The 25,214-nt window shown below is 60.5% G+C and carries 23 protein-coding genes; 9 read left to right on the forward strand and 14 right to left on the reverse strand.

Going from position 1 to position 25,214, the window contains the following annotated elements:
- Positions 1–21: 21 nt before the first annotated feature.
- From ACP7B1_RS16815 to pssA, 4 genes are all read left to right on the forward strand, one after another.
- On the forward strand, positions 22–357 hold the full coding sequence (locus ACP7B1_RS16815) for an ArsR/SmtB family transcription factor (protein ID WP_223611257.1): 336 nt from the start codon (positions 22–24) through the stop codon (positions 355–357).
- 2 nt (positions 358–359) lie between these two features.
- The gene (locus ACP7B1_RS16820; RefSeq protein WP_426137133.1) at positions 360–2,258 is read left to right on the forward strand and encodes an ABCB family ABC transporter ATP-binding protein/permease; all 1,899 of its coding nucleotides are present in this window, start codon (positions 360–362) and stop codon (positions 2,256–2,258) included.
- A 165-nt stretch (positions 2,259–2,423) separates the two neighbouring features.
- Complete coding sequence (locus ACP7B1_RS16825) at positions 2,424–3,122, forward strand: phosphatidylserine decarboxylase (RefSeq protein WP_403171991.1); 699 nt, start codon at positions 2,424–2,426, stop codon at positions 3,120–3,122.
- 85 nt (positions 3,123–3,207) lie between these two features.
- Entirely contained in the window at positions 3,208–3,975 is a 768-nt protein-coding gene (gene pssA / locus ACP7B1_RS16830; RefSeq protein ID WP_403177519.1) for a CDP-diacylglycerol--serine O-phosphatidyltransferase, read from the forward strand.
- 162 nt (positions 3,976–4,137) lie between these two features.
- Here pssA and ACP7B1_RS16835 read toward each other — a convergent pair whose 3' ends face one another.
- The 3 genes from ACP7B1_RS16835 to ACP7B1_RS16845 all read right to left on the reverse strand — a co-directional run bounded on the left by ACP7B1_RS16835 (position 4,138) and on the right by ACP7B1_RS16845 (position 6,993).
- On the reverse strand, positions 4,138–5,184 hold the full coding sequence (locus ACP7B1_RS16835) for an alpha/beta hydrolase family protein (protein ID WP_346304880.1): 1,047 nt from the start codon (positions 5,182–5,184) through the stop codon (positions 4,138–4,140).
- 72 nt (positions 5,185–5,256) lie between these two features.
- A complete protein-coding gene (locus tag ACP7B1_RS16840) occupies positions 5,257–6,258 on the reverse strand; it encodes an alpha/beta hydrolase family protein (protein ID WP_346304879.1) in 1,002 nt (333 codons plus the stop codon).
- A 30-nt stretch (positions 6,259–6,288) separates the two neighbouring features.
- The gene (locus tag ACP7B1_RS16845) at positions 6,289–6,993 is read right to left on the reverse strand and encodes a hypothetical protein (protein ID WP_346304878.1); all 705 of its coding nucleotides are present in this window, start codon (positions 6,991–6,993) and stop codon (positions 6,289–6,291) included.
- A gap of 139 nt (positions 6,994–7,132) precedes the next feature.
- Between ACP7B1_RS16845 and ACP7B1_RS16850 the strand changes: the two genes are divergently transcribed.
- Positions 7,133–8,197, forward strand: a complete 1,065-nt coding sequence (locus ACP7B1_RS16850) for an AraC family transcriptional regulator (RefSeq protein WP_346304877.1) — start codon at positions 7,133–7,135, stop codon at positions 8,195–8,197.
- A gap of 7 nt (positions 8,198–8,204) precedes the next feature.
- On the opposite strand, the gene ACP7B1_RS16855 is transcribed toward ACP7B1_RS16850, so the two are convergent.
- The 11 genes from ACP7B1_RS16855 to rpsF form a co-directional block, all read right to left on the reverse strand.
- A complete protein-coding gene (locus tag ACP7B1_RS16855) occupies positions 8,205–8,957 on the reverse strand; it encodes an SDR family NAD(P)-dependent oxidoreductase (protein WP_346304876.1) in 753 nt (250 codons plus the stop codon).
- Between the two features lie 17 nt (positions 8,958–8,974).
- Complete coding sequence (purF, locus tag ACP7B1_RS16860) at positions 8,975–10,468, reverse strand: amidophosphoribosyltransferase (protein WP_403172051.1); 1,494 nt, start codon at positions 10,466–10,468, stop codon at positions 8,975–8,977.
- Positions 10,469–10,585: 117 nt separating this feature from the next.
- The gene (locus ACP7B1_RS16865) at positions 10,586–11,176 is read right to left on the reverse strand and encodes a CvpA family protein (protein ID WP_105735815.1); all 591 of its coding nucleotides are present in this window, start codon (positions 11,174–11,176) and stop codon (positions 10,586–10,588) included.
- A gap of 59 nt (positions 11,177–11,235) precedes the next feature.
- Entirely contained in the window at positions 11,236–12,636 is a 1,401-nt protein-coding gene (gene radA / locus ACP7B1_RS16870; RefSeq protein WP_346304874.1) for a DNA repair protein RadA, read from the reverse strand.
- Positions 12,636–13,802, reverse strand: a complete 1,167-nt coding sequence (gene alr, locus ACP7B1_RS16875) for an alanine racemase (protein ID WP_346304873.1) — start codon at positions 13,800–13,802, stop codon at positions 12,636–12,638. The genes radA and alr overlap by 1 nt, the downstream gene beginning before the upstream one ends.
- A 4-nt stretch (positions 13,803–13,806) precedes the next feature.
- Positions 13,807–15,306 carry a replicative DNA helicase gene (locus ACP7B1_RS16880; RefSeq protein WP_346304872.1) on the reverse strand — a complete coding sequence of 500 codons (1,500 nt, stop codon included), beginning with the start codon at positions 15,304–15,306 and terminating at the stop codon, positions 13,807–13,809.
- 314 nt (positions 15,307–15,620) lie between these two features.
- Entirely contained in the window at positions 15,621–16,901 is a 1,281-nt protein-coding gene (locus tag ACP7B1_RS16885) for a class I SAM-dependent methyltransferase (RefSeq protein ID WP_403172094.1), read from the reverse strand.
- Positions 16,902–17,092: 191 nt separating this feature from the next.
- A complete protein-coding gene (gene rplI, locus ACP7B1_RS16890) occupies positions 17,093–17,662 on the reverse strand; it encodes a 50S ribosomal protein L9 (protein ID WP_288194111.1) in 570 nt (189 codons plus the stop codon).
- A gap of 19 nt (positions 17,663–17,681) precedes the next feature.
- A complete protein-coding gene (locus ACP7B1_RS16895) occupies positions 17,682–18,656 on the reverse strand; it encodes a DUF2232 domain-containing protein (protein ID WP_346307611.1) in 975 nt (324 codons plus the stop codon).
- A gap of 159 nt (positions 18,657–18,815) precedes the next feature.
- Positions 18,816–19,064, reverse strand: coding sequence for a 30S ribosomal protein S18 (gene rpsR, locus ACP7B1_RS16900; RefSeq protein ID WP_027229803.1), 249 nt, complete (start codon positions 19,062–19,064; stop codon positions 18,816–18,818).
- Positions 19,064–19,489, reverse strand: a complete 426-nt coding sequence (gene rpsF / locus ACP7B1_RS16905) for a 30S ribosomal protein S6 (protein WP_105735802.1) — start codon at positions 19,487–19,489, stop codon at positions 19,064–19,066. The genes rpsR and rpsF overlap by 1 nt, the downstream gene beginning before the upstream one ends.
- Before the next feature lie 851 nt (positions 19,490–20,340).
- Between rpsF and fabD the strand changes: the two genes are divergently transcribed.
- The 4 genes from fabD to ACP7B1_RS16925 all read left to right on the forward strand — a co-directional run bounded on the left by fabD (position 20,341) and on the right by ACP7B1_RS16925 (position 25,184).
- Positions 20,341–21,285, forward strand: coding sequence for an ACP S-malonyltransferase (gene fabD, locus ACP7B1_RS16910; RefSeq protein WP_346305585.1), 945 nt, complete (start codon positions 20,341–20,343; stop codon positions 21,283–21,285).
- Positions 21,286–21,302: 17 nt separating this feature from the next.
- A complete protein-coding gene (gene fabG, locus ACP7B1_RS16915; RefSeq protein WP_346305584.1) occupies positions 21,303–22,040 on the forward strand; it encodes a 3-oxoacyl-[acyl-carrier-protein] reductase in 738 nt (245 codons plus the stop codon).
- Positions 22,041–22,146: 106 nt separating this feature from the next.
- Positions 22,147–24,627 (forward strand): beta-glucosidase family protein, encoded by a 2,481-nt coding sequence (locus ACP7B1_RS16920; protein WP_346305583.1) that lies wholly within the window; start codon positions 22,147–22,149, stop codon positions 24,625–24,627.
- Between the two features lie 320 nt (positions 24,628–24,947).
- Complete coding sequence (locus ACP7B1_RS16925; protein WP_008128530.1) at positions 24,948–25,184, forward strand: acyl carrier protein; 237 nt, start codon at positions 24,948–24,950, stop codon at positions 25,182–25,184.
- Positions 25,185–25,214: the final 30 nt, after the last annotated feature.

Here is a 25,214-nt window from a genome sequence, read left to right on the forward strand (position 1 = left end):
AGCAACCGATTTCAACAGGCGATGTCAGATGCGGAAACGGCGCGGATTCTCACCGCGCTCGCCCATCCCGCGCGCCTGCGCATAGTCCGGCAGCTGGCCGGACTGAACGCCTCCTGCTGCAAGGATATTGTCGCAACGCTTGATCTGGCGCAGTCGACCGTATCGCAGCATCTGAAAATACTGGTCGATGCCGGTCTGGTGAATTACCGCCAGTCCGGCCAGAGTTCCCATTACAGCATCAATCCGGACGCCTTTGCCGATGTCGCCGCCCTTGTCGGCGATATGGCCAATCTCTGCTGTCCGCCCGATACCATTGTGCCGGCAGCGCGGGTAGCCGCTGCGGCCATCAAGGAATAGCCGTGGCTGAAAAAACTGTCTCCGCCGAGTCTGGCAAAACGCTGCAGACCATCCGCAATCTTTGGACCTATATGTGGCCGGATGAACGTCCCGACCTGAAGATGCGGGTCGTCTGGGCCTCGTTCTACCTGCTGATTTCCAAGGTCATCCTCATTCTGGTGCCCTATTTCTTCAAATGGGCAACCAATGCCTTGAACGGCAAGTTCGTGCCGTCCGATCTCTTGCCGCTCATTCTCGTCGGCCCGTTGATGCTGGTGGCCGCCTACAATGCCGCGCGCATCATTCAGGCGGGGTTGAACCAGCTGCGCGATGCGCTGTTTGCCAGTGTCGGGCAATATGCCGTGCGCAAGCTTGCCTACCGGACATTCGTGCACATGCACAATCTGTCCCTGCGCTTCCACGTCGAGCGGCGCACCGGCGGCCTGTCGCGCATCATCGAGCGCGGCACCAAGGGCATTGAAACCATCGTCCGCTTCACCATCCTCAACACCGCGCCGACGATCATCGAATTCCTGCTGACCGCCGTGATTTTCGCGTTTGCCTATGGTCTGTCCTATCTCGCCGTGGTCGTGGCGACGGTCTGGCTCTACACCTGGTTCACCATCCGTGCCAGCGATTGGCGGATCAGCATCCGCCGCGACATGAACGATTCCGACACGGACGCCAACACCAAGGCCATCGACTCGCTCCTGAACTTCGAAACCGTCAAATATTTCGGCAACGAGCAGATGGAGGCCAGCCGCTTCGATGCGGCCATGGCGCGCTACGAGATTTCCGCGACCCGCATCTGGACGTCGCTCGGCTGGCTGAATTTCGGCCAGTCGGTGATTTTCGGCATCGGCATGGCGGTCATGATGATCATGTCGGGCAGGGAGGTGCTGGCCGGCACGCAGACCCTCGGCGATTTCGTCTTCATCAATGCCATGCTCATGCAGCTTTCCATTCCGCTCAATTTCATCGGCTTCATCTACCGCGAAGTGCGGCAGGGCTTGACCGATATCGAACAGATGTTCGACCTTCTCGATGTCGAGCAGGAGGTGACCGACAAGCCCGGTGCCAAGCCGTTGGTGATCGAGCGCGGCGCCGTGCGCTTTGACAATGTGAAGTTCGCCTACGATCCCCAGCGTCCGATCCTCAAAGGGGTGAGCTTCGAAGTTCCCGCCGGCAAGACCGTCGCCATTGTCGGCCCGTCGGGTGCCGGCAAATCCACCCTGTCGCGCCTGCTTTACCGCTTCTACGATATCCAAGGCGGTTCGATCAGCATTGACGGCCAGGATATCCGCGACGTGACGCAGGAAAGCCTGCGGGCGGTGATCGGCATGGTGCCGCAGGATACGGTGCTGTTCAACGATACCATCGCCTACAACGTCCGCTATGGCCGCATCACGGCGACGGAAGAGGAAGTGCGCAACGCGGCGGAACTCGCCCAGATCGGCAGTTTCATCCAGAGCCTGCCGGAAGGCTACAACGCCATGGTCGGTGAGCGCGGCCTGAAACTCTCCGGCGGCGAAAAGCAGCGCGTTGCCATTGCCCGCACCATTTTGAAGGCGCCGCCGATCCTGATCCTCGACGAGGCCACCTCGGCGCTCGACAGCGCCACCGAACATGAAATCCAGGCATCGCTCGATCTGGTCAGCCGCGACCGCACCACGCTGGTGATCGCCCACCGCCTGTCGACGATCATCGGTGCCGACGAGATCATCGTGCTCAAGGATGGCGTGATTGCCGAACGCGGCAGGCATACGGCGCTTTTGGCCGAAAACGGCCTCTATGCCTCCATGTGGAACCGCCAGCGCGAGGCAACCGAGGCCGAAGAACGCCTGCGCAAGGTGCGCGAGGAGGACGATCTCGGCGTGGTTGTCCGGGGCAAGCCCGCCTTGGATGTCGCCGTCGAGCCGTGAAAAGTCGCAGCCGGAAAAAATTGAATGCGGAAGAATTCTGCTGATGACCGGTGCAAGCCGGGTTGAAAGGTTTGCCCCCGCTGCCAATCTCCGATAAGTAACGCGAAATTCCGGCGCGGCGTGTATGCTGCCCGGCGAACATCCGGCGCTGTCAGGAACAAAGCAATGAGCCTTGTCGATTCCATCCGCAACACTCTGGTCCCCATCCATCGGGAAGGCTATCCGTTCATCGCCGGTTTTGCCGGCGTGACCGTGGTTCTCGGCTATTTCTGGGAACCGCTGTTCTGGATCGGCCTCATCCTCACCGCCTGGTGCATCTATTTCTATCGCGATCCGCAGCGCGTCACCCCGACCGACGACCGGCTGGTGATCAGCCCGGCCGATGGCATCGTATCGGCCGTCGGGCCTGCCGTGCCGCCGCGCGAACTCAACCTCGGCGACCGCGAAATGACCCGCATTTCCGTGTTCATGAACGTGTTTTCCTGCCATATCAACCGCGCCCCGGTGCGCGGCCGCATCACCACCATTGTCCACAAGCCGGGCAAGTTCCTCAATGCGGAACTCGACAAGGCGAGCGCCGAGAACGAGCGCAACGGCCTGGTGATTGACAGCCCCAATGGCCGGGTTGCCGTGGTGCAGATTGCCGGTCTCGTCGCCCGCCGTATCGTCTGCTGGGTGGATGAAAACAACTCCATTTCCATCGGCGAACGCTTTGGCCTGATCCGTTTCGGCTCGCGCCTCGACGTCTACCTGCCGGAAGGTTTTGCACCGCGCGTTGCCGTCGGCCAGACGGCCGTTGGCGGCGAGAGCGTGCTGGCGGAATTCGGCGGCGAGCCCAGCGCCCCGCTGGTCCGTATCAGCTGAGGCGCGCGGCATGAACGAACCCGAGACCGATCCGCTGTTCGATGAAAAGCCGCAGGTGCAGGAACCCACGGGTTCGCGCATCCCCATGCGCTACCTCGTGCCGAATGTCATTACGGTTCTGGCCATCTGCGCCGGTTTGACCGGTATCCGGCTGGCCTTCGAGAACCGCTTCGAACTGGCGGTATCGATGGTGCTTCTCGCCGCGTTCCTCGACGGCATTGACGGGCGCATCGCCCGCATGATGAAGGGGTCGACAAAATTCGGCGCGCAGATGGATTCGCTTGCCGATATCGTCAATTTCGGCGTGGCGCCCGCGCTGGTGCTCTATGCCTACATGCTGGATCAGGCCCGCTCTTTCGGCTGGATCGCCGCGCTGCTCTATTGCATTGCCTGCTGCCTGCGCCTCGCCCGCTTCAATGTAATGCTTGATGTGATCGGCAAACCGGCGTGGCAGGGCAATTTTTTCACCGGCGTTCCCGCCCCGGCGGGGGCCATGCTGGTGATGCTGCCGGTCTATCTAGGCTTTCTCGGCCTCGCGCCGACAAGGCCACTGGCCTTTGCCGGCGCAGCCTATACCGTCTGCGTGGCGATCCTGATGATCAGCCGCCTGCCGGTGTTCAGCGGCAAGGCGGCCGGAACAAAACTCCGCTCGGACTGGGTGATGCCGAGCTTCCTGTTCATCGTGGTCTATGTGGCATTCCTGATGAGCTATACGTGGCAGACGCTGACGCTGACCACCATCGGCTTTTTCCTGAGCCTGCCGTTCAGCGCCCGCGCGTGGAAGCGGCACGAGGCGGCAGATGCTGCCGCTGCTGCTGAATCTGTCGCCGGTTCCGAGACCCCGGCGTCCTGAGCGGATTGCAGGCGCCATCATGCGTGGTTCGACAAGCTCACCATGAGGGAAAGTGAGGATTGCAGAGAGCTATGTTCTGCAACGTTGCCAAATTGGCTTTGCGCCAAACCAACTCCCTCATGGTGAGCTTGTCGAACCACGCACAACGACTTTGCAGCGCATCTATTGCGCTTTGAGCGTCCGGTTGAACGCGTCTGTGATCATATCGATCAGCTGTGCATGAATGGCGCTGCGGGATCGTCCGCCGCCATCGTCGCACAGCGGTTCTGTTACGCCCTCAGCCTTCAGTTTGTCCGATGCACCGGCCTTGCACGCGGCAAACATGCTGAAATGGTCGGCATCTTCAATGTTTGCGTAGCGCGCACCCGGAATGATGTCAGCCATCCACGACGCCTGCAGCGTGCGGGGAATGTCGCCTTTTCGACCGAGGTTCACGAGGTCAACGGGGATTGCGATGCCTGCAACACTTTCCGCTGTGAGCGTGTCCGACATGGCCGGGTCGATTGCAACTGCCGAGCGAATACGGTTGTCCCTATAGTCCAAGCCTGCCGGCTGCACATCCATCCTGTGCAGATCAACGCCGCTCTGTGCGAGCCATTCGCACAGGGAGTGGTTGCGCAGATCGGTATCGCAATAGGCCGCGAGGCGTTGCCGGTCCATGCGGGCGCCTGCCACCGCAAGGGCGGTGTAGCCACCCATGGAAAGGCCAAGCGCGCCGACGTTTTTCCAGTCGATCCGGTTGCGGAAAACCGTTCCGGTTTTCAACGCATCCAGGGTCGCGGTGAAATCCGCTGGCCGCAGCCAAAGCTTCATCGTCTCGCTTGCCGATTTGTTTCCGCTCTGATTTCCCGGGTGGTTTGGCGCGGCGACAATATATCCCTGCCGCGCCAAGGGGGCGGCAATCCAGCCCGTGGCTTGCGCATTGCCGGCAATGCCGGTGCCGTGGGAGAGCAGGATGAGAGGAAATTTTCTCTCAACGGGAGGTGCATCGCGCATGCTGGCGGTCCCTTTGAAAAGTGGGGTATCGCCCAGCAGGACTTCTTCGCCGCCGGTCCGTGCCGGATACCAGACCGTCACATCGAGATCGGTGCCGCGTTCCTTCGAGGGAACGGTGATTTGCCGAACGCCGGCCATGTTATCGGCATGGGCCATGTGCGGGGTGGCCAGAGCAGAAATCGCGGCAGCACAAAGCATGATATGCAGTTTCATGTTCTATCTCCTTCTTGAGAATTGGAATGCTGGGGATTGTCTGGGTTAGCTGGGACAATCCGCCGACCTGCATCAGGGTTGTTTTGTGTCCGTCAGATGCTTCCGGAAGAATGCGAGCACATCCGCGTTGAACTGTTTGTGGAAGGCGACGCGGTCGAAGCCCTCGGCATCGCTGCACAGTTCCGTATCTCCTGAGTCAGCCACGAGCTTGGCGAATTCGGCGCTGCATGGCGGCAGGAACGAGAAGTGGCCGGACTTCGGCACCAGGCGGTATTCAGGTTTGCCTGCCAGATATCTGGCAACCGAGGCGGCATCGGCAGGCGACAGGCCGTCACCGCCATATTCCGAACCCCAGATCTGAACGGGAACAGTCACGCGTCCCAAACTCTCCGGGGTGAACAGGTTGCCGCCGGCGGGGTCGGCAATAACAGCCGCGATGATGCGCGGATCGGCGGTAAGCGGCGGAATATCACCTGCCCGGATTTGCGCGCAGAAGCGATTGCCGGGATAGACAGGGCAATTATCGAGCAGCTTTTTCCAGTCGGGATTGCCGCCGATCATACCAAGACCGGTGAACCCGCCCCGGGAGAATCCGAAGAAGCCGATGCGGGCGGCATCGATGCGCGACCCGTCGGACCACGAGGTGAGGATGAAGTCCAGCAGCCTTGTCATGTCCTGCGGACGCTGGGTCATGGACGCAATATCGCCCGGATCGCGCGTTCTGGATCGTCCGCCATCCCTCGGATGGTTGATGGCCGCGACGACAAAACCCGCATCGGCCATTTGTTCGGCAAGCGTATGGAAATTGCCGTACCAGCCGCCGACACCGTGCGAAATCACGATGAGCGGCAGCTTTTGGCCCATCAGCGGGCAATCCTTCACCCCTGTTGAATGATCGAAGCCAATGTCGACCTGCGTCGGATTGCCGGCGCAGGGGTACCAGACGGCGCTCTCCAATGACGGGCCATGATTGTCCTGCGGCACGTCAATGAATGTCAGTCCGGCGGCCGGTGCCGTCTGCACGGAGCTTAAGGCGAGGAAGGCAGACAATACTATGAATCTGGGAATGTTCATGGGTGATTTCCTTGTTTCAAGTGATAGGGATTAGCGGATCGTCACGCGCGCATAGTCGCTTTTGATGCTGATCGCGGGTTTGGCGCCGGGTGTGCTGTCCCGCTTGCTGTCGACGAGGGATGCCTTGGCATCCACGGCGTAGCTGATGGGAACGTCCTTGCCGAAGCTGAACGAGGCGTCGAGCGCGCGGGAATCGAGCCGTATAGTCTCGCAGCCGCTGACGCGGGCAAAGCGCAGGTCGCTGCGCACGGCGTCACCCGAAATATCGAGGCTCGCCGCGTGCCCATCCAGCGCAAAATCCGCCGCATGGCCCTTGATGCGCACGGCACCGTAGTCACCGGTCAGCCGGGCCTGCAGCGCCGCCTGTTCGATGCTGACATCGCTGCCGGCAGGCAGGCTGGCGCGGATCAGCACTTCGCAGTCGGAAAGGCTGAGCAGCGGTGCATTGACCACGTGGATGCGCAGCGTGCGTTCCCTGACCTCCATGGTGGTGCGGGTGGCGCATTGATCGGCGAACCAGCTCGAATACCAGCCGGAGAACCAGCCGGACCGGGTGCTGGTGACGCGGGCCTGATAGGGCGGGCCATCGCCCGCAGTGAACACGATGCTGCTGGCTTCCCCCGTAATCGTGACGCTGTTGACCGCACCGATATCGAGCGGCGGCTTGACCTCGCCGGCGGCGCTGGGGGTTACGGTTCCGAAGAGAAGCAGAATGGCGGTGATAAGGCTCAGCATGATGGGCTCCTGTGGGTTGGCATGACAACCAGAGGAGGGCACTATCGGCTGAAATTCGACCTTGATCACAATTCAGGTCGTCCGCGATCGCGTTTCAGGACATAGTGGGCTTCGTCCACTCGTCCCGGTCGCAGGTTCCATGCTGTTTGTTCCATTGCCTTTTGTCGTCGCCGTCCTGCTTGTCGTCCTTCTCGTCCAGATGATCCGGCGCAGCGATGGCAATGACAGGAATCCGTTCTTTCTCGTCCTGGTGTCGGTCTATGCCCTGCAATCGGTGGTGATCGGGGTGCGCTGGGGCTACGATGTGCTGGAGGTCCTGCCGGTCCAGGCCGTGCTCGCCGTCATCATCGCCACGCTGGCATGGCTGAGTTTCGAAGGCCTGCGCAGCGAGCGGCCGCCGGCAGAGCGTCCGTGGCTCCTGCTGCACCTGTTGCCGACGCTTGTGGTGATCGGCCTTATCGCTTTTTGGCCCGCACCGATCTCGCTGGTTATCATCCTGGTGTTCGCGGGCTATGGCATTGCCCTCTGCCGCCTCGCGTGGGCCGGTCCGGATGCATTGGGTTCATCCCGGCTCGACGGTGTCATCAGCGCCTACCGGGCGCTGCAGGTGACGGCCTTTGCCGTTTCCAGTTCCGCGCTGACCGACATCGTCATCAGCTGGGATTTTGCCCAGTCGGGCGGCAGCCATTCCGCCCGCATCGTTGCCATCGGCAATGTCCTGGCCCTGCTCGTCCTCGGGAGCGCGGCCACGGTCGCGGGAACCAGCCGCCCGGAGGAACGGGACGAAACCGCCACGGAGGAGGGCGCGTCGCCGGTGCTGCCCAGCGCCGAAGACACGGACATCGCCGCCGCGCTCGATCGGCTGATGCAGGCGCGGGAACTCTACCGGGATGTCGATCTCAACCTCAACCGCCTGGCGCGCAAGATGGGCCTGCCGGCCCGGCAGGTGTCGATAGCCGTCAACCGGGTCAAGGCGATGAGCGTCTCGCACTATGTCAATGATTACCGGGTGAGGGAGGCTTGCCGCCTGCTGGCGGATACGGATCGTGCGGTCACCGGCATCATGTTTGATGCCGGGTTTCAGACAAAATCCAACTTCAACCGCGAGTTCCTGCGCGTCACCGGCATGAGCCCGAAAGCGTGGCGCGCCAATGCGCTCTCCGCAGGCAAAACCGGCGCTGCGGTTATCCGCCTCGCCGGATGATCAGCTTTCAGCTCGGGTCGTTGTAGCCCAGCAGCTTGCCGGCGCGCACGTCGTAGAGCTTGCCAGTGGCGTCGATCCTCGGATCGAGGATGAGCGCGATCTTGGCGGCCACATCCGCCGCAGTCGGCAGTGTGTCGGGGTCTTCGCCCGGTACGGCCTGCGCCCGCATCGCGGTGCGTGTCGCGCCGGGATTGACCGAATTGATGCGCAGTTTTGTCTGGCGCGCTTCCTCGGCCCAGCTGCGGCCCATCACCTCGACAGCGGCTTTGGATGCCGCATAGGGCCCCCAATAGGCACGGGCGGAGTGGGCAACGCCGGAGGATAGCAGCACCGCACGGCCCGCCTCGGAAAGTCTTAGCAGCGGGTCGGTGCTGCGGATCAGCCGCCAGACGCTGGTCACATTGATGTTCATCAGCTTGTCGAAGACTTTTGCCTCGACATGGCCGATCGGCGAAATCGTGCCGAGGATACCGGCATTGGCGATGAGAATGTCGAGCCTGCCCCAGCGCTCATGGATGGAACCGCCGAGCCGGTCGATGGCGGGCATGTCGGTCAGGTCCAGCGGCACCAGCGTCGCTGTGCCGCCCGCAGCCTTGATTTCGTCGTCCAGCTCTTCCAGCCCGCCCACCGTGCGGGCAACGGCAATCACATGCGCGCCGCGCGCTGCCAGGTCTTTGGCAAGGAAATAACCGATGCCGCGGGATGCGCCGGTGACAAGCGCAAGCTTGCCGTCCAGCCGGAAACTGCCGTCAGAAATCATGAATGGGAACTCAACCGTTAGCCGTTGTTTGCGAGAAGCGAGAACTGGCGCACATTGCTGATGCCGTCCCGGTCAACCAGCCGGGTCGGGTAATCGCCAGTGAAGTAGTGGTCGGTGAACAGCGGCGCCTGTGCGTCGCGCGGTGCCCCGCTGACCGCCCTGTACAGCCCGTCGATCGACAGGAATTCCAGCGAATCCGCGCCGATATATTTGCACATGGAGGCAAGGGTCGCATGCTGGTTGGCCAGCAGCTTGTCCGCATCCGGCGTGTCGATGCCGTAGAAATCCGGATGATAGATCATCGGGCTGGCGACACGGATATGCACTTCGCGCGCCCCGGCATCGCGGATCATCTGCACGATCTTGACTGACGTCGTGCCGCGCACGATGGAATCGTCGACCAGAACCACGCGCTTGCCTTCGATCACGGCGCGGTTGGCCGAATGCTTCAGCTTGACACCGAAGGCACGGATCGACTGGGTCGGCTCGATGAAGGTACGGCCGACATAATGGTTGCGGATGATGCCGAGCTCGAACGGAATGCCGCTCGCCTGGGCAAAGCCGATGGCCGCAGGCGTGCCGCCGTCGGGAACCGGGACGACGACGTCGGCGTCCAGCGGTGCTTCCTTGGCCAGGTTGATGCCCATGTTCTTGCGGGCGGTATAGACGTTGCGGCCGCCGACAACGGAATCCGGGCGGGCAAAGTAGACATATTCGAACAGGCAGATGCGTTCCGGCTTCGGTGACTGCGGCTTGAAGGCCTCGATGCTGATCGTGCCGTCGCTCTGGATTTCGCAGACCACGACTTCGCCGTTCTCGATGTCACGCACGAACTTCGCGCCGATGATGTCGAGCGCGCAGCTTTCGGAGGCAAAGATCGGCTTGCCGTCGAGATCACCCATGACGAGCGGCCGGATGCCGATCGGATCGCGCGCGGCGATCAGCTTGGTGCGGGTGAGGGCGAGCATGGCATAGCCGCCTTCCATCTGGCGGATCGCATCGACGAAACGGTCGCTCGACGATGTGCTGCGCGAACGGGCGATGAGATGCAGCACCACTTCCGTGTCGGAATTGGACTGGCAGATCGCGCCGTCGGCGATCAGCTTGCGGCGCATGGTCAGGCCGTTGGTGAAATTGCCGTTATGGGCAATGGCGATGCCGCCGATTTCCAGTTCGGCGAACAGCGGCTGCACGTTGCGCAGCGCCGGATCGCCTGTCGTGGAATAGCGCACATGGCCGATGGCGCGGTCGCCGGGCAGCTGCGCCAGCGTGGCGGGGTTGGTGTAATGGTCGCCGACAAGGCCCATGCGGCGCTCCGAGCAGAACTGCTTGCCGTCATAGGAGACGATACCCGCCGCTTCCTGCCCGCGATGCTGCAGGGCGTGCAGACCCAGCGCCGTCAGCGTGGCGGCATCGGGATGCCCCAAAATGCCAAACACACCGCACTCTTCATGCAGTGTGTCGTCGTCAAGGGACATGAGAGGGGTCTCATCACGAAAAATGTCGGTCATTACCGCAAGCCTTTCGCCGCAGATTCAACTGTAAGATCTGTCATTCCATTATGCCACACTATGTGGGGTATTACCACGCAAACGCCAAGTTAACCGTTTGTCGCACCCGGCAGCCCGTCAGGGCTTCGGTGTCGTGCCTTCCGGCGGGATGTCTTCCTTGGGTTCAGGTGCCGTCGTTGCGTCCGGAGTATGGCTCGAGCCGGGCTTCAAACGCTTCAGAATGGTTGATTCCGGGTCTTCCGGCAAAAGGCTGATCAGCTTTGCGCCGAGTGAGTCGATCATCGGCTTGGACTTGGCCTGCGCCACCCAGGCGGGCTGGTTGTCCGTGACGAGCCAGTTGAAGAACAGCATCGCGACAACCACCAGAAGAACGCCGCGCGCCGCACCGAAGAGGAAGCCGAGCGTGCGGTCGAGCGCGCCGATACGGCTGTCGATGATGAAATCGGCAATCTTCATGGTGATGACGGAAACGATGATCAGCGTCACGATGAAGACGATACCGGCGGCCGCGATCTGGGCGATGGTCTCATTGCTGATATAGGGGGCAAGGAAGGGGACGACCGGCTTGTAGAAGAGATAGGCGGCGGCGGCCGCCGCTGCCCATGACACGACGGACAGCACTTCGCGCGAAAAGCCGCGCACCATGGCGAGGACCGCCGAAACGAGGGTGATGCCCAAAAGAATTCCGTCTAGCAACGTAATAGGCATTTACATGTATCCCCAATCCAATTCCGACCTGCACGCCCTCTCGGGAGGACTGTGCCGCGTCAGTCGTCGCGTTTCGTTTTACCGGGTCCCGACGCCGCAATCCGGGCCACAAGGTCCGGCAGCGAAGCGGTCTCGGTCAGATGGGCATTGCGTCCCTTCGGCACGTCGTTGCTTCCCTTGGGAAGAACAGCCTGCTTGAACCCAAGCTTCTCTGCTTCCTTCAGCCGCTGCACCGCATGCGCCACCGGGCGAACGGCGCCAGACAAGCTGACTTCGCCGAAATAGACGCAATCGGCCGGAAGGGCAATACCGGCAATGGAGGAAACCAGTGCAGATGCAACCGCAAGATCGGCTGCAGGCTCGGAAATCCGGTATCCGCCCGCCACATTCAGGTAAACATCGTGCTGGCCGAACCGCACGCCGCAATGGGCTTCAAGCACCGCCAGAATCATCGAAAGGCGGCCGCCGTCCCAGCCGACGACGGCGCGGCGCGGTGTGCCGAGCGTCGAGGGCGCCACCAGCGCCTGAATTTCCACAAGCACCGGCCGGGTGCCTTCCATCCCGGCAAAAACCGCGGCGCCCGGCGATTTGTCATTGCGTTCGCCGAGAAAAAGTTCCGACGGATTGGCCACTTCGCGCAATCCGCGGTCGGACATTTCAAACACGCCGATCTCGTCGGTCGGGCCGAAACGGTTCTTCACCGTGCGCAGGATGCGGTAGTGGTGGCCGCCTTCGCCTTCGAAATACAGCACCGCATCCACCATGTGCTCGACGACGCGCGGTCCGGCGATCTGGCCGTCCTTGGTGACGTGGCCGACCAGAACCACGGCGGCGCCGGTCTGCTTGGCAAAGCGGATCATCGCCTGGGCCCCGGCGCGCACCTGCGTGACCGTGCCGGGGGCCGAATCGGCGGCATCCGTCCACAGGGTCTGGATCGAATCGATGATGATGAGATCGGGCCGCTTGGAATCGGAAATGGTGGCGAGAATGTCCTCGACATTGGTTTCAGCGGCCAGAAGCACATCGGTGTCGGCGGCATGCAGGCGCTGCGCGCGCAGGCGGATCTGCGCCACCGCTTCTTCGCCCGAGACATAGATGACCTTGTGGCCCTGCCGCGCCAGTGCCGCCGCCGCCTGGGTCAGCAGGGTGGATTTGCCGATGCCGGGATCGCCGCCCACCAGAATGGCCGAACCGCGCACGAAACCGCCGCCGGTGACCCGGTCAAGCTCGCCGATGCCGGAGTGGATGCGCGGCGCATCCTCGATCTCGCCGGACAGCGAGGTGAGGGCGACGGCGCGCCCCTTGCGGCCCGACAGCTTGCCGGGACCGCTGCCGATGCCGCCCGCCGTGCCTTCCTCGACCAGCGTGTTCCACTCGCCGCAGGAATCGCACTTGCCGGCCCAGCGCGTATGCACGGCACCGCAGTTCTGGCAGATGAATTGAATTCTTGCCTTGGCCATCAGGCGCCTTTTCCGGAATAGAGGTAGCGGCGGTGATAGCGGTTGCCCAGGCTGGTCAAAAGTTCGAAGCCGATGGACCCGGCGGCGCGCGCCGCGTCATCCAGGGCGATATTGCCACCGAACAGCTCGACGTGATCGCCGGGTTTGACGGCGTCCTCGGGAAGATCGGTGATGTCGAACGACGTCAGGTCCATGGTCACCCGGCCGATCACCGGCACCTTGCGTCCGGCGACAAAGCCTTCGCCGCCCTTGGGCACGACGTTGCGCAGGGGCGTGCCGCTGCCCGACAGCGAGCGCAGATAGCCATCGGCGTAGCCGGTCGAGCAGATGGCAATCCGGGTTTCGCGTTCCAAGAGCGCGGTGGCGCCGTAACCGGTCGTCTCACCCTTGGGGCTGGTGCGGATCTGCACGACGCGCGCTTCCAGCGTCACCACGGGGCGCATGGGATTGGCGACGCCGGCCAGCGCCTCGCCGCCATACATCGCAATGCCCGGACGGCTCAGGTCACCGCCATTGCTGATCGTGTGAAAAATGCCGGAGGAGTTGGACGCGCTTGATTCAATGCCTGCAAAAGCGGTGCGAAGCATTTGAAATGACTCGATCTGCTGCCGGGTGAGGCGATGACCGGGTTCATCGCCGGTTGCCAGATGCGTCATCACCAGCACCGGCATTTCGCGGCCAGCGGCAGCAAAGTCGAGTGCTTCGGCCATGGTCAGTCCCAGCCGGTTCATGCCGGTATCCACATGCAGGGCGTAGGGCAGCGTCAATCCGCTCGCGGCATTGGCGCGGCTCCACAGGCCGATTTCGTGCAGTGAGCCGAGGACGGGGATCAGCCCCGATGCTTCGAACACCGGGCGCGCGTCGGCAAACAGGCCGTTCAGAACGAAAACCCGTGCATCCGGCGCGGCGGCCTTGACCCGCAGGCCCTCCTCGACCAGTGCCACGAAGAAGGTCCGGCAGCCGGCGTCGCGCAGGACAGGCACGACATGGCCGATGCCGAGCCCGTAGGCGTCGGCCTTGACGACGGCGCTCGCCTGCGCCGGTTTCGATTTTTCCGCAAGGAACGTCCAGTTGGCCACGAGCGCATCGAGATCGATGGTAAGCCGCCCGCCCGCGAGACGAGGATCGGCGCCTGCGGTGGTGACGTGAGGTTTTGTGCTGTTCAATTGATTACTCGAAGCGTTCTGGCAGGTGTGAATCTTCCGCAAGGTCGGTGAACCGGGTGAATTCCGCCTGGAAGGCCAGCTTCACCGTGCCCGTCGGGCCGTGACGCTGCTTGGCGATGATGACTTCCGCCTTGCCCATGGCCTCCTTGAGGTCGGCCTGCCACTTGAAATGCTCCTCGGTGCCTTCCTTCGGCTCCTTGTTCTTGATGTAGTATTCGTCGCGATAAACAAAGATCACCACGTCGGCGTCCTGCTCGATCGACCCGGATTCGCGCAGGTCGGAGAGCTGCGGGCGCTTGTCTTCGCGGCTTTCCACCTGACGGGAGAGCTGTGACAGCGCGATAATCGGGGTGTTGAGTTCCTTGCCGAGAGCCTTCAAGCCCGTGGTGATTTCGGTGATTTCCTGAACGCGGTTTTCCGACGCCTTTTTGGACGAGCCCTGCATCAGCTGGATATAGTCGATGACCAGAACGTCAAGGCCGCGCTGGCGCTTCAAACGCCGGGCGCGGGCGGCCAGCTGCGCAATGGAAATACCACCGGTCTGGTCGATATAGAGCGGCACCTTCTGCATGTGCTGCGAGCAGGCGACGAGCTTTTCAAATTCGGCCTCGTTGATTTCACCGCGGCGGATTTTCGATGAACTGATCTCCGACTGCTCGGAAATGATACGCGTCGCCAGCTGTTCCGACGACATTTCGAGCGAGAAGAAGCCGACAACGCCGCCATTCTTGGCCTTGATCGTCCCGTCCGCCAATTGCTCGGACTCGTAAGCCGCGGCGATGTTGAAGGCGATGTTGGTGGCAAGCGAGGTCTTGCCCATGCCGGGTCGTCCTGCAAGCACGATCAGATCCGACGGCTGCAGGCCGCCCATGCGGTTGTCGAGAGAATGGATGCCGGTGGAAACGCCGGACAGGTGCCCGTCGCGCATGAAGGCGGCGTTGGCCATGTCGACGGCGGTTTTCACCGCATCGGTGAAGGTCTGGAAGCCGCCATCGTAGCGGCCGGTTTCCGCCAGTTCGAACAGGCGGCGCTCGGCATCCTCGATCTGGCCCTGCGGCGCCACGTCCACCGGCGCGTCATAGGCGATATTGACCATGTCCTCGCCGATGGTGATCAGCGCGCGGCGCGTGGCAAGATCATAGATGGCGCGGCCATAGTCCTCGGCATTGATGATGGTCACAGCTTCGGCGGCAAGGCGCGCCAGATACTGCATCACCGTCATCTCGCCGACTTTTTCCTCCACGGGCAGGAACGTCTTCAGCGTGACGGGATTGGCCATCTTGCCCATGCGGATCATGTCCGACGACACGTCGAAAATCTTGCGGTGCAGTGGCTCGTAGAAATGCACTGGCTTGAGGAAGTCGGAGACCCGGTAAAACGCATCATTGTTGATGAGAATGGCCCCGAGCAGCGCCTGTTCGGCTTCGATATTGTTCGGTGCTTCACGGTAAAGCTTGTCCGCGTTGTCCCGTACCTCGATGAATTTGCGTGCTGCCTCAGCCATGGTATTTTTTCCCGTTCGAATTAACTATGGCCTTCGGCGTGAATCCTAAGCAATGGAGCATTGCCAAAGCACAGGCTTAACCCCGCTATCCACAGCAGCGGAAAAGATTGGCTTTATTTCTTACCTGATTCGCGCCTCGATGATTCTAAGCCATCTGGCAGCCCGTGGGGAGGCTTAAGCGCGTTCTCCTGCCAATGTCCACCGCGCACTTGCCAGAATGCGCGATCACGATACAAAAACCGGGCGCGATTCATGCATTGGCCCGCCGCGATCAGCACGATCGCGACGGGCCAATGGGTTTGCTGCGGCGGGCGTCAGCGCCCGGCAGCCGATTCCCGGTTGTCGACCTGGGTATTGGCGCAGCTGCGCTCGCTTTCCAGCCGCTTCAGGCGCTTTTCTTCCTTCTCGATGTAGTTGCGCGTCAGCGGCACCGATTCCTGCCGGTGCGCCAGCTGGATCTGGAACACCATCAGGTTCTGCCAGCGGAAGGCTGATTCCGATGCGGCGAGATAGAATTCCCACATGCGGCAGAAACGTTCATCATAGATCGCCTTGGCCTTGTCGCGGTTCGCCATGAACCGCTCACGCCAGATGCGCAGTGTGTCAGCATAGTGCAACCGCAGGATTTCGATGTCGGTGATGACCAGCCCCGCCTTTTCGATCTGCGGAAGCACCTCCGAGAGCGCGGGAATGTAGCCGCCCGGAAAGATGTACTTCTGGATGAAGGCATTGGTATAGGACGGCCCGTCCGACCGGCCGATCGAATGCAGGAGGAAAACCCCGTCCTTCTTCAACAGCCGCGCCGTATGCTGGAAATACTCGGCGAAATGCCCGACGCCGACATGCTCGAACATGCCGACGGAGACAATCCGGTCAAAGCTGTCGTCGATGGTCCGGTAGTCGCGCAGGTCGAAGCGAGCCTGTGTCGACAGGCCCTCGTCGATGGCCCGCTTGTTGGCGATGCCATGCTGTTCGTGCGAGAGGGTGACACCCAGCACATTGGCATCGAGATGACGGGCGAGGTAAAGCCCGAGACCGCCCCAGCCGCAGCCGATATCGAGGGTCCTGTGGCCTTTTTCGACCAGAAGCTTGGCCGCGATATGCCGCTTCTTCGCCAGTTGCGCCTCTTCGAGGGTCGCATCTGGATGCTCGAAATAGGCGCAGGAATACTGCATGTCCGGGTCGAGAAACAGGCGGTAGAGCTCTTCCGACAGGTCGTAGTGCCGCTGCACATTGCTGGATGAACGGGTGAGATTGTTCATCTGGTGCAGGCGGCGGGTGGCACGGCGAATGCCCTCCAGCGCCAGCATCCATGGCTCGCGTGCCGCGGTGGCGCCGGTGTTTTCAAAGATGATCTTTAGGACGTCGTAGATATCGCCGTCGAGAACATCGAGTTCGCCGTTCATATAGGCTTCGGCGAAATGCAGGGACGGGTCGAAGGCAATCCGCCGTTCGGCCGCAGCCGTGTTGATGCGGAAGTGGATCGGTTCTCCGGTCCCGTCACCAAAGGTGCGCTTCTGGCCGGATGAGTCAGTAATCGAAAGTGTACCAGTGTGGATGAGCCGCGAAAGCGCAGCCCTAAGAATGGCATTCATGAACAATCTCCATCATTGACGATAGAGCTCGGCCATTATGAGGCTCGGGATTGAGCCAAGGTCGGGCGTGGGTAGGATAAACAAATTTACCCGTTTTTTTGATTCTGCAAAGCAAAAAAACACCCGGCATCTCTGCCGGGTGTTTTATGGTAAAGCAAACACCACTCCTGCGAGCGGTTTTTGCTTTGAAATCAGGCGTTTTCTTCGCCTTCTTCGTCTTCGTCGAAGAATTCGTCGGAAAGCGGTGCTTCTTCAATGCCATAGATCGCTTCGGCGGAGGTGAGGTCTTCACCCTTTACCTGACGCTCGGCTTCATCGGCCGTACGGGCAATGTTGATCGTAACCGTTGCTTCAACTTCCGGATGCAGAACCAGAACGATCTTGTGCAGGCCGATCGTCTTGATTGGCGTGTTCAGTTCAACCTGGTTGCGGTTGATCGAGAAACCTTCCGCCGTGATCAGGTCGGCAATGTCGCGGGTCGTTACTGAACCGTAGAGCTGACCGGTTTCACCGGCGGAGCGAACGGCGACGAATGTCTTGCCGTCGAGCTTGTCGGCGATTGCCTGAGCTTCGGTCTTGCGCTCGAGGTTGCGGGCTTCGAGCTGGGCGCGCTGGCCTTCGAACTTCTTCTTGTTGGCTTCGTTGGCACGAAGCGCCTTGCCCTGCGGCAGAAGGAAGTTACGGGCAAAGCCGTCCTTTACCTTGACTGTTTCACCCATCTGGCCGAGGCGGCTGATGCGTTCGAGAAGAATGACTTCCATGTGAGTTTTCCTTTCAAGTTCAATTGTCGTTATTGGGTGGGGTATCGGTATTCACAGCCTTCGAAACCGGCGCGTTGCGCGATGTGTCAAACAGACCGGCGAGAAGGAAGACGAGAAGCGCAAAAATAAAGAGAAACACGGCGAGATAGGCGAACCACAGCGCAAACGGCCGCCAGGTGGCGCCGCGCGTGCGGGCATGCAGCATGCCGAAGCCGGCCAGGACGAACCCGGCGCCGAGGGCACCGGCAACCGCCGTTGCCGCGTAGCCGGGACCGCCCGGCAGAAACGCAGCGGCGCAGGCGACGGCAAAAACGACAAGCGCCGGGCGCGGCATGCGCAGGGCACGCGGCCAGTCGTCCCGCGGGCGGCGCAGTTTGCCCGAGGCAGCGGTCAGGCGCAGGGCGATGTACAGATTGGCGATGATGACGCACAGCCACGCGGCGGGCTGCAGGGCCGGCAGGACGCGCACGACGAATTGCGCCATGCTCTGCGTCAGGTCGGCATTGGCCGCCAGTTCCGGATTGCTCACGGCCAGCTGCTGGGTCAGCGCCTGCGCCAGCTGGCGGGCAAAGTCTTCGCTGAAGCCGATCATGACGCCGATGACGATGAAGGCGGCGGCGACAACAAGCGCCAGCCGCAGCAATGTATCGGCGAGGGGATACCAGACATAGACGTCCTTGGGTCCACCAATCTCGGCGGCCGGACGGGCAAGGCCGGTGAAATAGGCGCCGACGGCGGCGGGCAGGGCGGTGATGAGCACGACGACGACGGCGGCCGTCGGGGCGGCGATGACGGACACCGCAACAGCCACGGTCAGCGCGGCGATGAAGCCGCAGGCCGTGCCCCAGCCCAGCGCCGCGACAAAGATCGGCAGCGGCGAAAACAGCAGCAATATCATGGCAAGGCTGGAATTCACGATAACACCGGTCGTCAGCAGCGCAGCCGCAAGGCCCGCCAGCACACCAATGCCGATATCTGTTCCAGTCAGTTTCATGTCGCTCGCTGTCCTGCTTGTTGAAGCAGTTAGAGGTGGTTTTTCAACCGATCCCTCAACTTGGGTTTTCTGGTGTGCCTGACCGCGCCCATCGCGGAAGGCTGTGTTGCCCCGGAGGGCAGAAGGCGGCGGGATGAAATCCTGCCGCCTTCGATAGTCTTACTTTACCACGTATGGCAGCAGGCCGAGGAAACGGGCGCGCTTGATCGCCTGGGCGAGTTCGCGCTGCTTCTTCTGGCTGACAGCCGTAATACGGGAAGGAACGATCTTGCCACGCTCGGAAATGTAGCGCGACAGGAGCTTGATGTCCTTGTAGTCGATCTTCGGCGCATTGGCACCCGAGAACGGGCAGGTCTTGCGGCGGCGATGGAACGGACGACGGGTCGGGATCTGATTGATATCAACCATTATTCTGCTCCTTCACCGGCTTCGTTGTCACGCGGGCGGCGTGGGCGGCGCGGACGATCGTCATCACGGCCACCGAACTTGTCGTCGCGTTCGCGGCGATCGTCACGGCGTGCAAGCATGGCCGACTGGCCTTCTTCGTGCTCTTCAACGCGGATCGTCATGAAGCGCAGAACGTCTTCATTGATGCGCTGCTGGCGCTCAACTTCGGCAACGGCAGCTGCCGGAGCATCGATGTTGAGAAGCGAGTAATACGCCTTGCGGTTCTTGTTGATGCGGTATGTCAGGGCGCGGAGGCCCCAGCTTTCAATACGCCCGACTTTGCCGCCATTGGCCTCGATGATACCCTTGTACTGTTCTACAAGCGCATCGACCTGCTGCTGCGAAATGTCCTGTCGAGCAAGGAACACATGTTCATAAAGAGCCATTGTCTTTGCCTTTCTTCGTTAATATTGCCCGGAATCAACGGTAAACCTCTGCGAATCTCTCTGCCGGGTGACCGGGGAAGAAAGGACGCTGATGGAGACGATCGAGAGCGGAGACACGGGAGGCTGAAGCTTTTACGCTTCCACGGATCGAAATCCGGCCCTCCGTTCAGCCCCCAGCTGACGCCGAGCAATGAACGGGCGGCTTATACGGGCAAATGGCAAAAGACGCAACCCGCCACGGACGTTTTATATTGCAACGCGACATGCCGGGCAGTTTATGGGGATTTGTAGTCCGTGGTGCGTGGTTCGACAAGCTCACCATGAGGGAATCCGGTGCTCTGCAAAATGCAACTTCCCTCATGGTGAGCTTGTCGAACCACGCACCACAGTTTTGCCATCTCAAATAAAAACCACGCCAACTTATCCACGTTCTCCCAACCTCGCTTATTCTTCTCGTGTCCTTTCCGGCGGGAATGCTTCCGGAAACCTTCGAAAGTCGGGAAAGGATCGGCGCTTCGGCCCTGCAGGGAGGAACCTGTGCGGCCGGGGAGGTTTGGCCCAATGGATGCGCATTGGGTAAAACCCTCAAAAACGCCGAGGCGGGTGGTCCCCAGGATCGCAAGCATTGCATACCACATACCCCAAGACCCGCGTTCCAGGGACCGCCCGTCTTTCCCACCTTTCAACAGCCAGACGCGACAGCGGGCGTGGCGCTGAAAACCCGTTATTCCGCCTATTATAATGTGCATGTGCGGCCGGTACGGCGCATGAAAGCTTGACTTCGGGCTTGCCGATAGGCACATCGCGCGGCAGATTGACGACGATAAAGCAGAAATCCGGAGGCACGCCCCATGTCCATAGCATTCACCTTCCCCGGTCAGGGCAGTCAGGCCGTCGGCATGGGCAAGGCATTGGCCGACAATTTTGCCGAAGCCAAAGCGGTGTTCGACGAGGTCGACGATGCGCTTGGTGAAAAGCTCTCCGCCATCATCTGGGACGGCCCGGAAGAAACCCTGACACTGACCGCCAATGCGCAGCCGGCCCTGATGGCGGTGTCCATCGCTGTCATCCGCGTGCTGGAAGCGCGCGGCATATCGATCAAGGACAAGGTCGCCTATGTCGCCGGTCATTCGCTCGGCGAATATTCGGCGCTGTGCGCTGCCGGTACATTCTCGCTCGCCGATACGGCGCGGCTCCTGCGCATCCGCGGCAATGCCATGCAGCAGGCGGTTCCCGCCGGTGCTGGTGCCATGGCCGCCATCATCGGGCTTGAGCACGAGGTTGTCGCCGCTGTCTGCGCCGATGCCGCGCTCGAAGGCCCGGTGCAGATCGCCAATGACAATGGCGGCGGCCAGATCGTCATTTCCGGGTCGAAGGCACCGGTCGAGGCGGCCGCCGCGCTGGCGACGGAACGGGGCGCCAAGCGCGCCATCATGCTACCGGTCTCCGCACCTTTCCATTCCGCGCTGATGGCGCCGGCCGCCGATGCCATGCGCGAGGCGCTGGCCAATGTGGCCAAGCACGATCCGGTGGTGCCGCTGATCGCCAATGTGCGCGCGGCTCCGGTGACGTCGGCCGATGCAATCGCAGCCTTGCTGGTTGAGCAGGTAACAGGCCAGGTCCGTTGGCGCGAGACGGTCGAGTGGTTCGGCGCCAATGGCGCAACGACACTCTACGAGATTGGCGCAGGCAAGGTTTTGACCGGCCTGGCACGCCGCATCAACAAGGACATTTCCGGTGTCGCCGTCGGCACGCCGGAAGATATCGAAGCAGCTGTTGCTGTACTGAACGTTTGAACGGAAGGGATTGAGCAATGTTTGACCTGACAGGCCGCAAGGCTCTCATAACCGGCGCCAGCGGCGGTATCGGCGAATCCATTGCCCGCGCGCTGCATGCGCAGGGCGCCATTGTCGGCCTGCATGGCACACGCGTCGAAAAACTCGAGGCGCTGGCAAACGAGCTTGGCGACCGGGTCAAGATTTTCCCGGCCAACCTGTCGAACCGCGATGAAGTGAAGGCGCTGGGCGAAAAGGCCGAAGCCGATCTCGAAGGCGTCGAAATCCTCGTCAACAATGCCGGCATCACCAAGGACGGCCTGTTCGTGCGCATGAGCGATGCCGATTGGGACAATGTGCTGGAGGTCAACCTGACCGCCGTGTTCCGCCTGACCCGCGAACTGACCCATCCGATGATGCGCCGCCGCTATGGCCGCATCATCAACATCACCTCCGTTGTCGGCGTGACCGGCAATCCGGGCCAGACCAACTATGTCGCGTCCAAGGCCGGCCTTATCGGTTTTTCCAAGGCGCTCGCGGCTGAGATCGCCAGCCGCAACGTCACGGTCAATTGCGTTGCACCCGGTTTCATCGAATCGGCCATGACGGACAAGCTGAACGACAAGCAGAAGGAAGGCATCATGTCCGCCATCCCGATGCGCCGCATGGGGACAGGCGAAGAGGTGGCATCCTCCGTGGTCTATCTCGCCAGCAACGAGGCTTCCTACGTCACCGGCCAGACGATCCACGTCAACGGCGGCATGGCGATGATCTGAGCCAGGTCAGGTCAGCCAGTATTTGAAAGCCCCGGGCGGAAACGTCCGGGGCTTTGTTTTTCACTGTACGAATGAGCCTGACCCTAGACCTTTGTAGAATTGATTTTTGCCTGAATTATTTCGACCATCAAAACAATTATACCAAGAACATTTCGAGGAGGAAATTGTTTTGAAAAAATCCATATGGAACGCGCTCGTTTTATCTCTCATTCCGATTTTCACGGCCGCTTGCAACAACGACGAAAAATCAGCAAGCGATGGTACGGGAACCTATTCGGCCGGCGCGACGGCTGAAATCAGCCAAAACACCGCTGTTCCGGAGATCGCGCAGCCTCCCGCGGGGGGCGGTGAGCCTAAGCCGAACAAAGCGGATGCCCGGAAAGCAGATGCAGGCAGCGACGAACAGCGTGCAGTTGACCCTGCCGATGTTCGTGCCGCCAGTCTCGTTGCGCAAATGTCGCTCGATGAGAAGCTGCAATTTATCCGCACGGATCACAAGACTATGGGTGATACCGGCGGGGGCGGGGCTGGGCACATTCCGGGGCTGCCACGACTCAATATTCCGGAGCTGACGATAGCCGACTCATCGACGGGCTCGGGCGCGTTGAAGCTCGCCAGCACGACTTTCCCGGCAACGCTTGCTGTTGCGGCAAGTTGGGATGAAAAACTTTCTTATGATTACGGTGTTGAAATCGCCAAACAACTGCGCGCGCAGGGATATGGCATGGGGTTGGGCGGCGGCGCCAACATGGTTCGCGATCCACGTTCGGGTCGCATGTTTGAATATCTGGGAGAGGATCCAGTCCTTGCAGGCAAGCTTTTGGCGTGGCGTACGAAAGGCACCCAGAGCCAGCAGGTAATTGCAACGATCAAACATATGGTGGGTAATGAACAGGAGGCTTATCGCACGACAGGCAGCAGCGCCATCGACGAACGCACGCTGCGGGAGATTTACATGCTGCCCTTCGAGATTGCCGTTCGGGAGGCCGAGCCAGGCAACGTCATGTGCTCGTACAACAAACTCACACTTGATAAATATCCCGCCGGCATACCGGCTTGCCAGCACTATCACACGTTGACAGAAATTCTCAAGAATGAGTGGGGGTTCAAGGGGCAGGTTCAGACTGATTGGAAAGCCATACATTCTACCGCTGGCGCGATCAATGCCGGTGTCGATGAGGAAGAGGATTGGCAGGCGGCTGATTATTTTCTTGCCGAAAAAGTGAAGCCGCTTCTGAATGACGGAACCATCCCCATATCGCGTCTGGACGATATGGTACGGCGCAAGCTGCGAACGATGATTAAGGTCGGTGTCATGGACAATCCGCCGGTCGATAACAAAGTCGCAGACTTTAAACCGCAAACCGATTTCGAAAGCGGGGCAGCCGTCGCGCAAAGAGTGGCTGAAGAATCGATTGTTCTGCTTAAAAATGAGCAAGCACGAGCGCCGCTCAGTGCCGCACCCAATGCACACCTCCTGCCATTGAACGCAGTGAAACTGAAAAAGATCGCGGTTATTGGCGCCCATGCGGATGACGCAGTCTTGTCCGGGGGCGGTTCTGGAACAACCAGACACCCGGTCTGGGGCAATTACGACACGTGCGGGGATGTGAAACTGCATCAAAATGGCTGCGGCTGGTGGGCTGTTCCGTGGGCGCTGGTACGAACGTCGATCGTTCGGGCAATCAAGGACGCCGCACCGAATGCCGAGGTAAGTTATGGCGGAAACAGCGACCGTGCTCAGCCGTTTCGTCCCTACACGGCACAAGAAATAGATGCTGCCGTCGAGCTGGCGAAAACATCAGACGTGGCAATTGTCGTTGTCGCTCAGCCCTCAGGCGAGGACGTGACGTCGCTCTCGCTCAGTTTGAGCGTTGTTCGCGATGGCAAAGGCAATCCCAGCAATCAAGACGAATTGGTAACGAAGGTAGCTGCTGTCAATAAAAACACGATCGTCATCATCGAAAGTGGAAATCCTATCCTGATGCCTTGGATCGATAATGTGTCAGCTGTTCTGGAAACCTGGTATCCTGGTGAAAATGGCGGACCGGCTATTGCGAATATCTTGTTCGGCAAGATCAACCCTTCAGGAAAACTGCCGATTACCTTTCCGAAAAAGGAAACTGACACCCCGACAGGTGGTGGCGCCTGGTCTGAAAATCCGGTTTATTCCGAAAAACTCAATGTCGGGTATCGCTGGTACGATGCGAAAAGCGTGGAGCCGTTGTTTGAATTCGGCTTTGGTCTGTCTTACACCAGTTTTGCATATTCGGATTTACGGATGGATACGGACGGAACGGACGGCACGAAAACAGTATCCTTTTCCGTTGAAAATACCGGTACGGTTTCCGGAAAAGAGGTGCCGCAGGTCTATATCCAGTTTCCTTCAGCAGCGGGGGAGCCACCTAAACGGCTCGTCGGTTGGGAGAAAGTTGATCTGAAGCCTGGCGAAAAGAAAAAAGTGGCTGTTAAAATTCCACCTCGAATGCAGAGCATCTGGGATACCGATAAGAATACATGGAAACTGGTGCCGCCCAGCAAAATTATGGTGGGTGCCTCATCACGCCAGATCAAACTGGAGCTTTGAACTGCGACAACGACCGATTGCATCAAGCTGTTCGCTCGCTCCTTTGGTCACGCGTATTCCGCCCGGCTGCACCTTTGCGCCGGGCGTTTACGTCGCAATCACATTTATGCGATTGAGACCGTGAATAAAGCGTGATAAGTCGCGCACCAAGTCAGGGTGTCAAATCGATTTGATGCCTTTTCCATTCCGCGAGGAAGAAGTGGCTGGGATGAGGGGTTTTAGCTGTTAAACAAGGCTGACCTGCCATCTTATTGCTTGATTAGAGTCATCCGTGCCGCTAACCAAGGCATGGAGAAAAACAAACAGGTTGAGGTTTCCACATGAGTGATACTGCAGAACGCGTCAAGAAAATCGTTATTGAACATCTGGGCGTTGATGCCGAGAAAGTCACCGATGGTGCGAGCTTCATCGACGATCTGGGCGCAGACAGCCTTGATACTGTCGAGCTCGTGATGGCTTTCGAAGAAGAATTCGGCGTTGAAATTCCTGATGATGCTGCCGAGACAATTCTGACAGTCGGCGATGCCGTCAAGTTCATCGATAAAGCACAAGCCTGATTTTCATTCGGCCCGGCAGCGCAGGCATTT

Origin of the sequence: Phyllobacterium sp. SL163 (genome assembly GCF_049896885.1) — a bacterium.
GTDB lineage: Bacteria > Pseudomonadota > Alphaproteobacteria > Rhizobiales > Rhizobiaceae > Phyllobacterium > Phyllobacterium calauticae.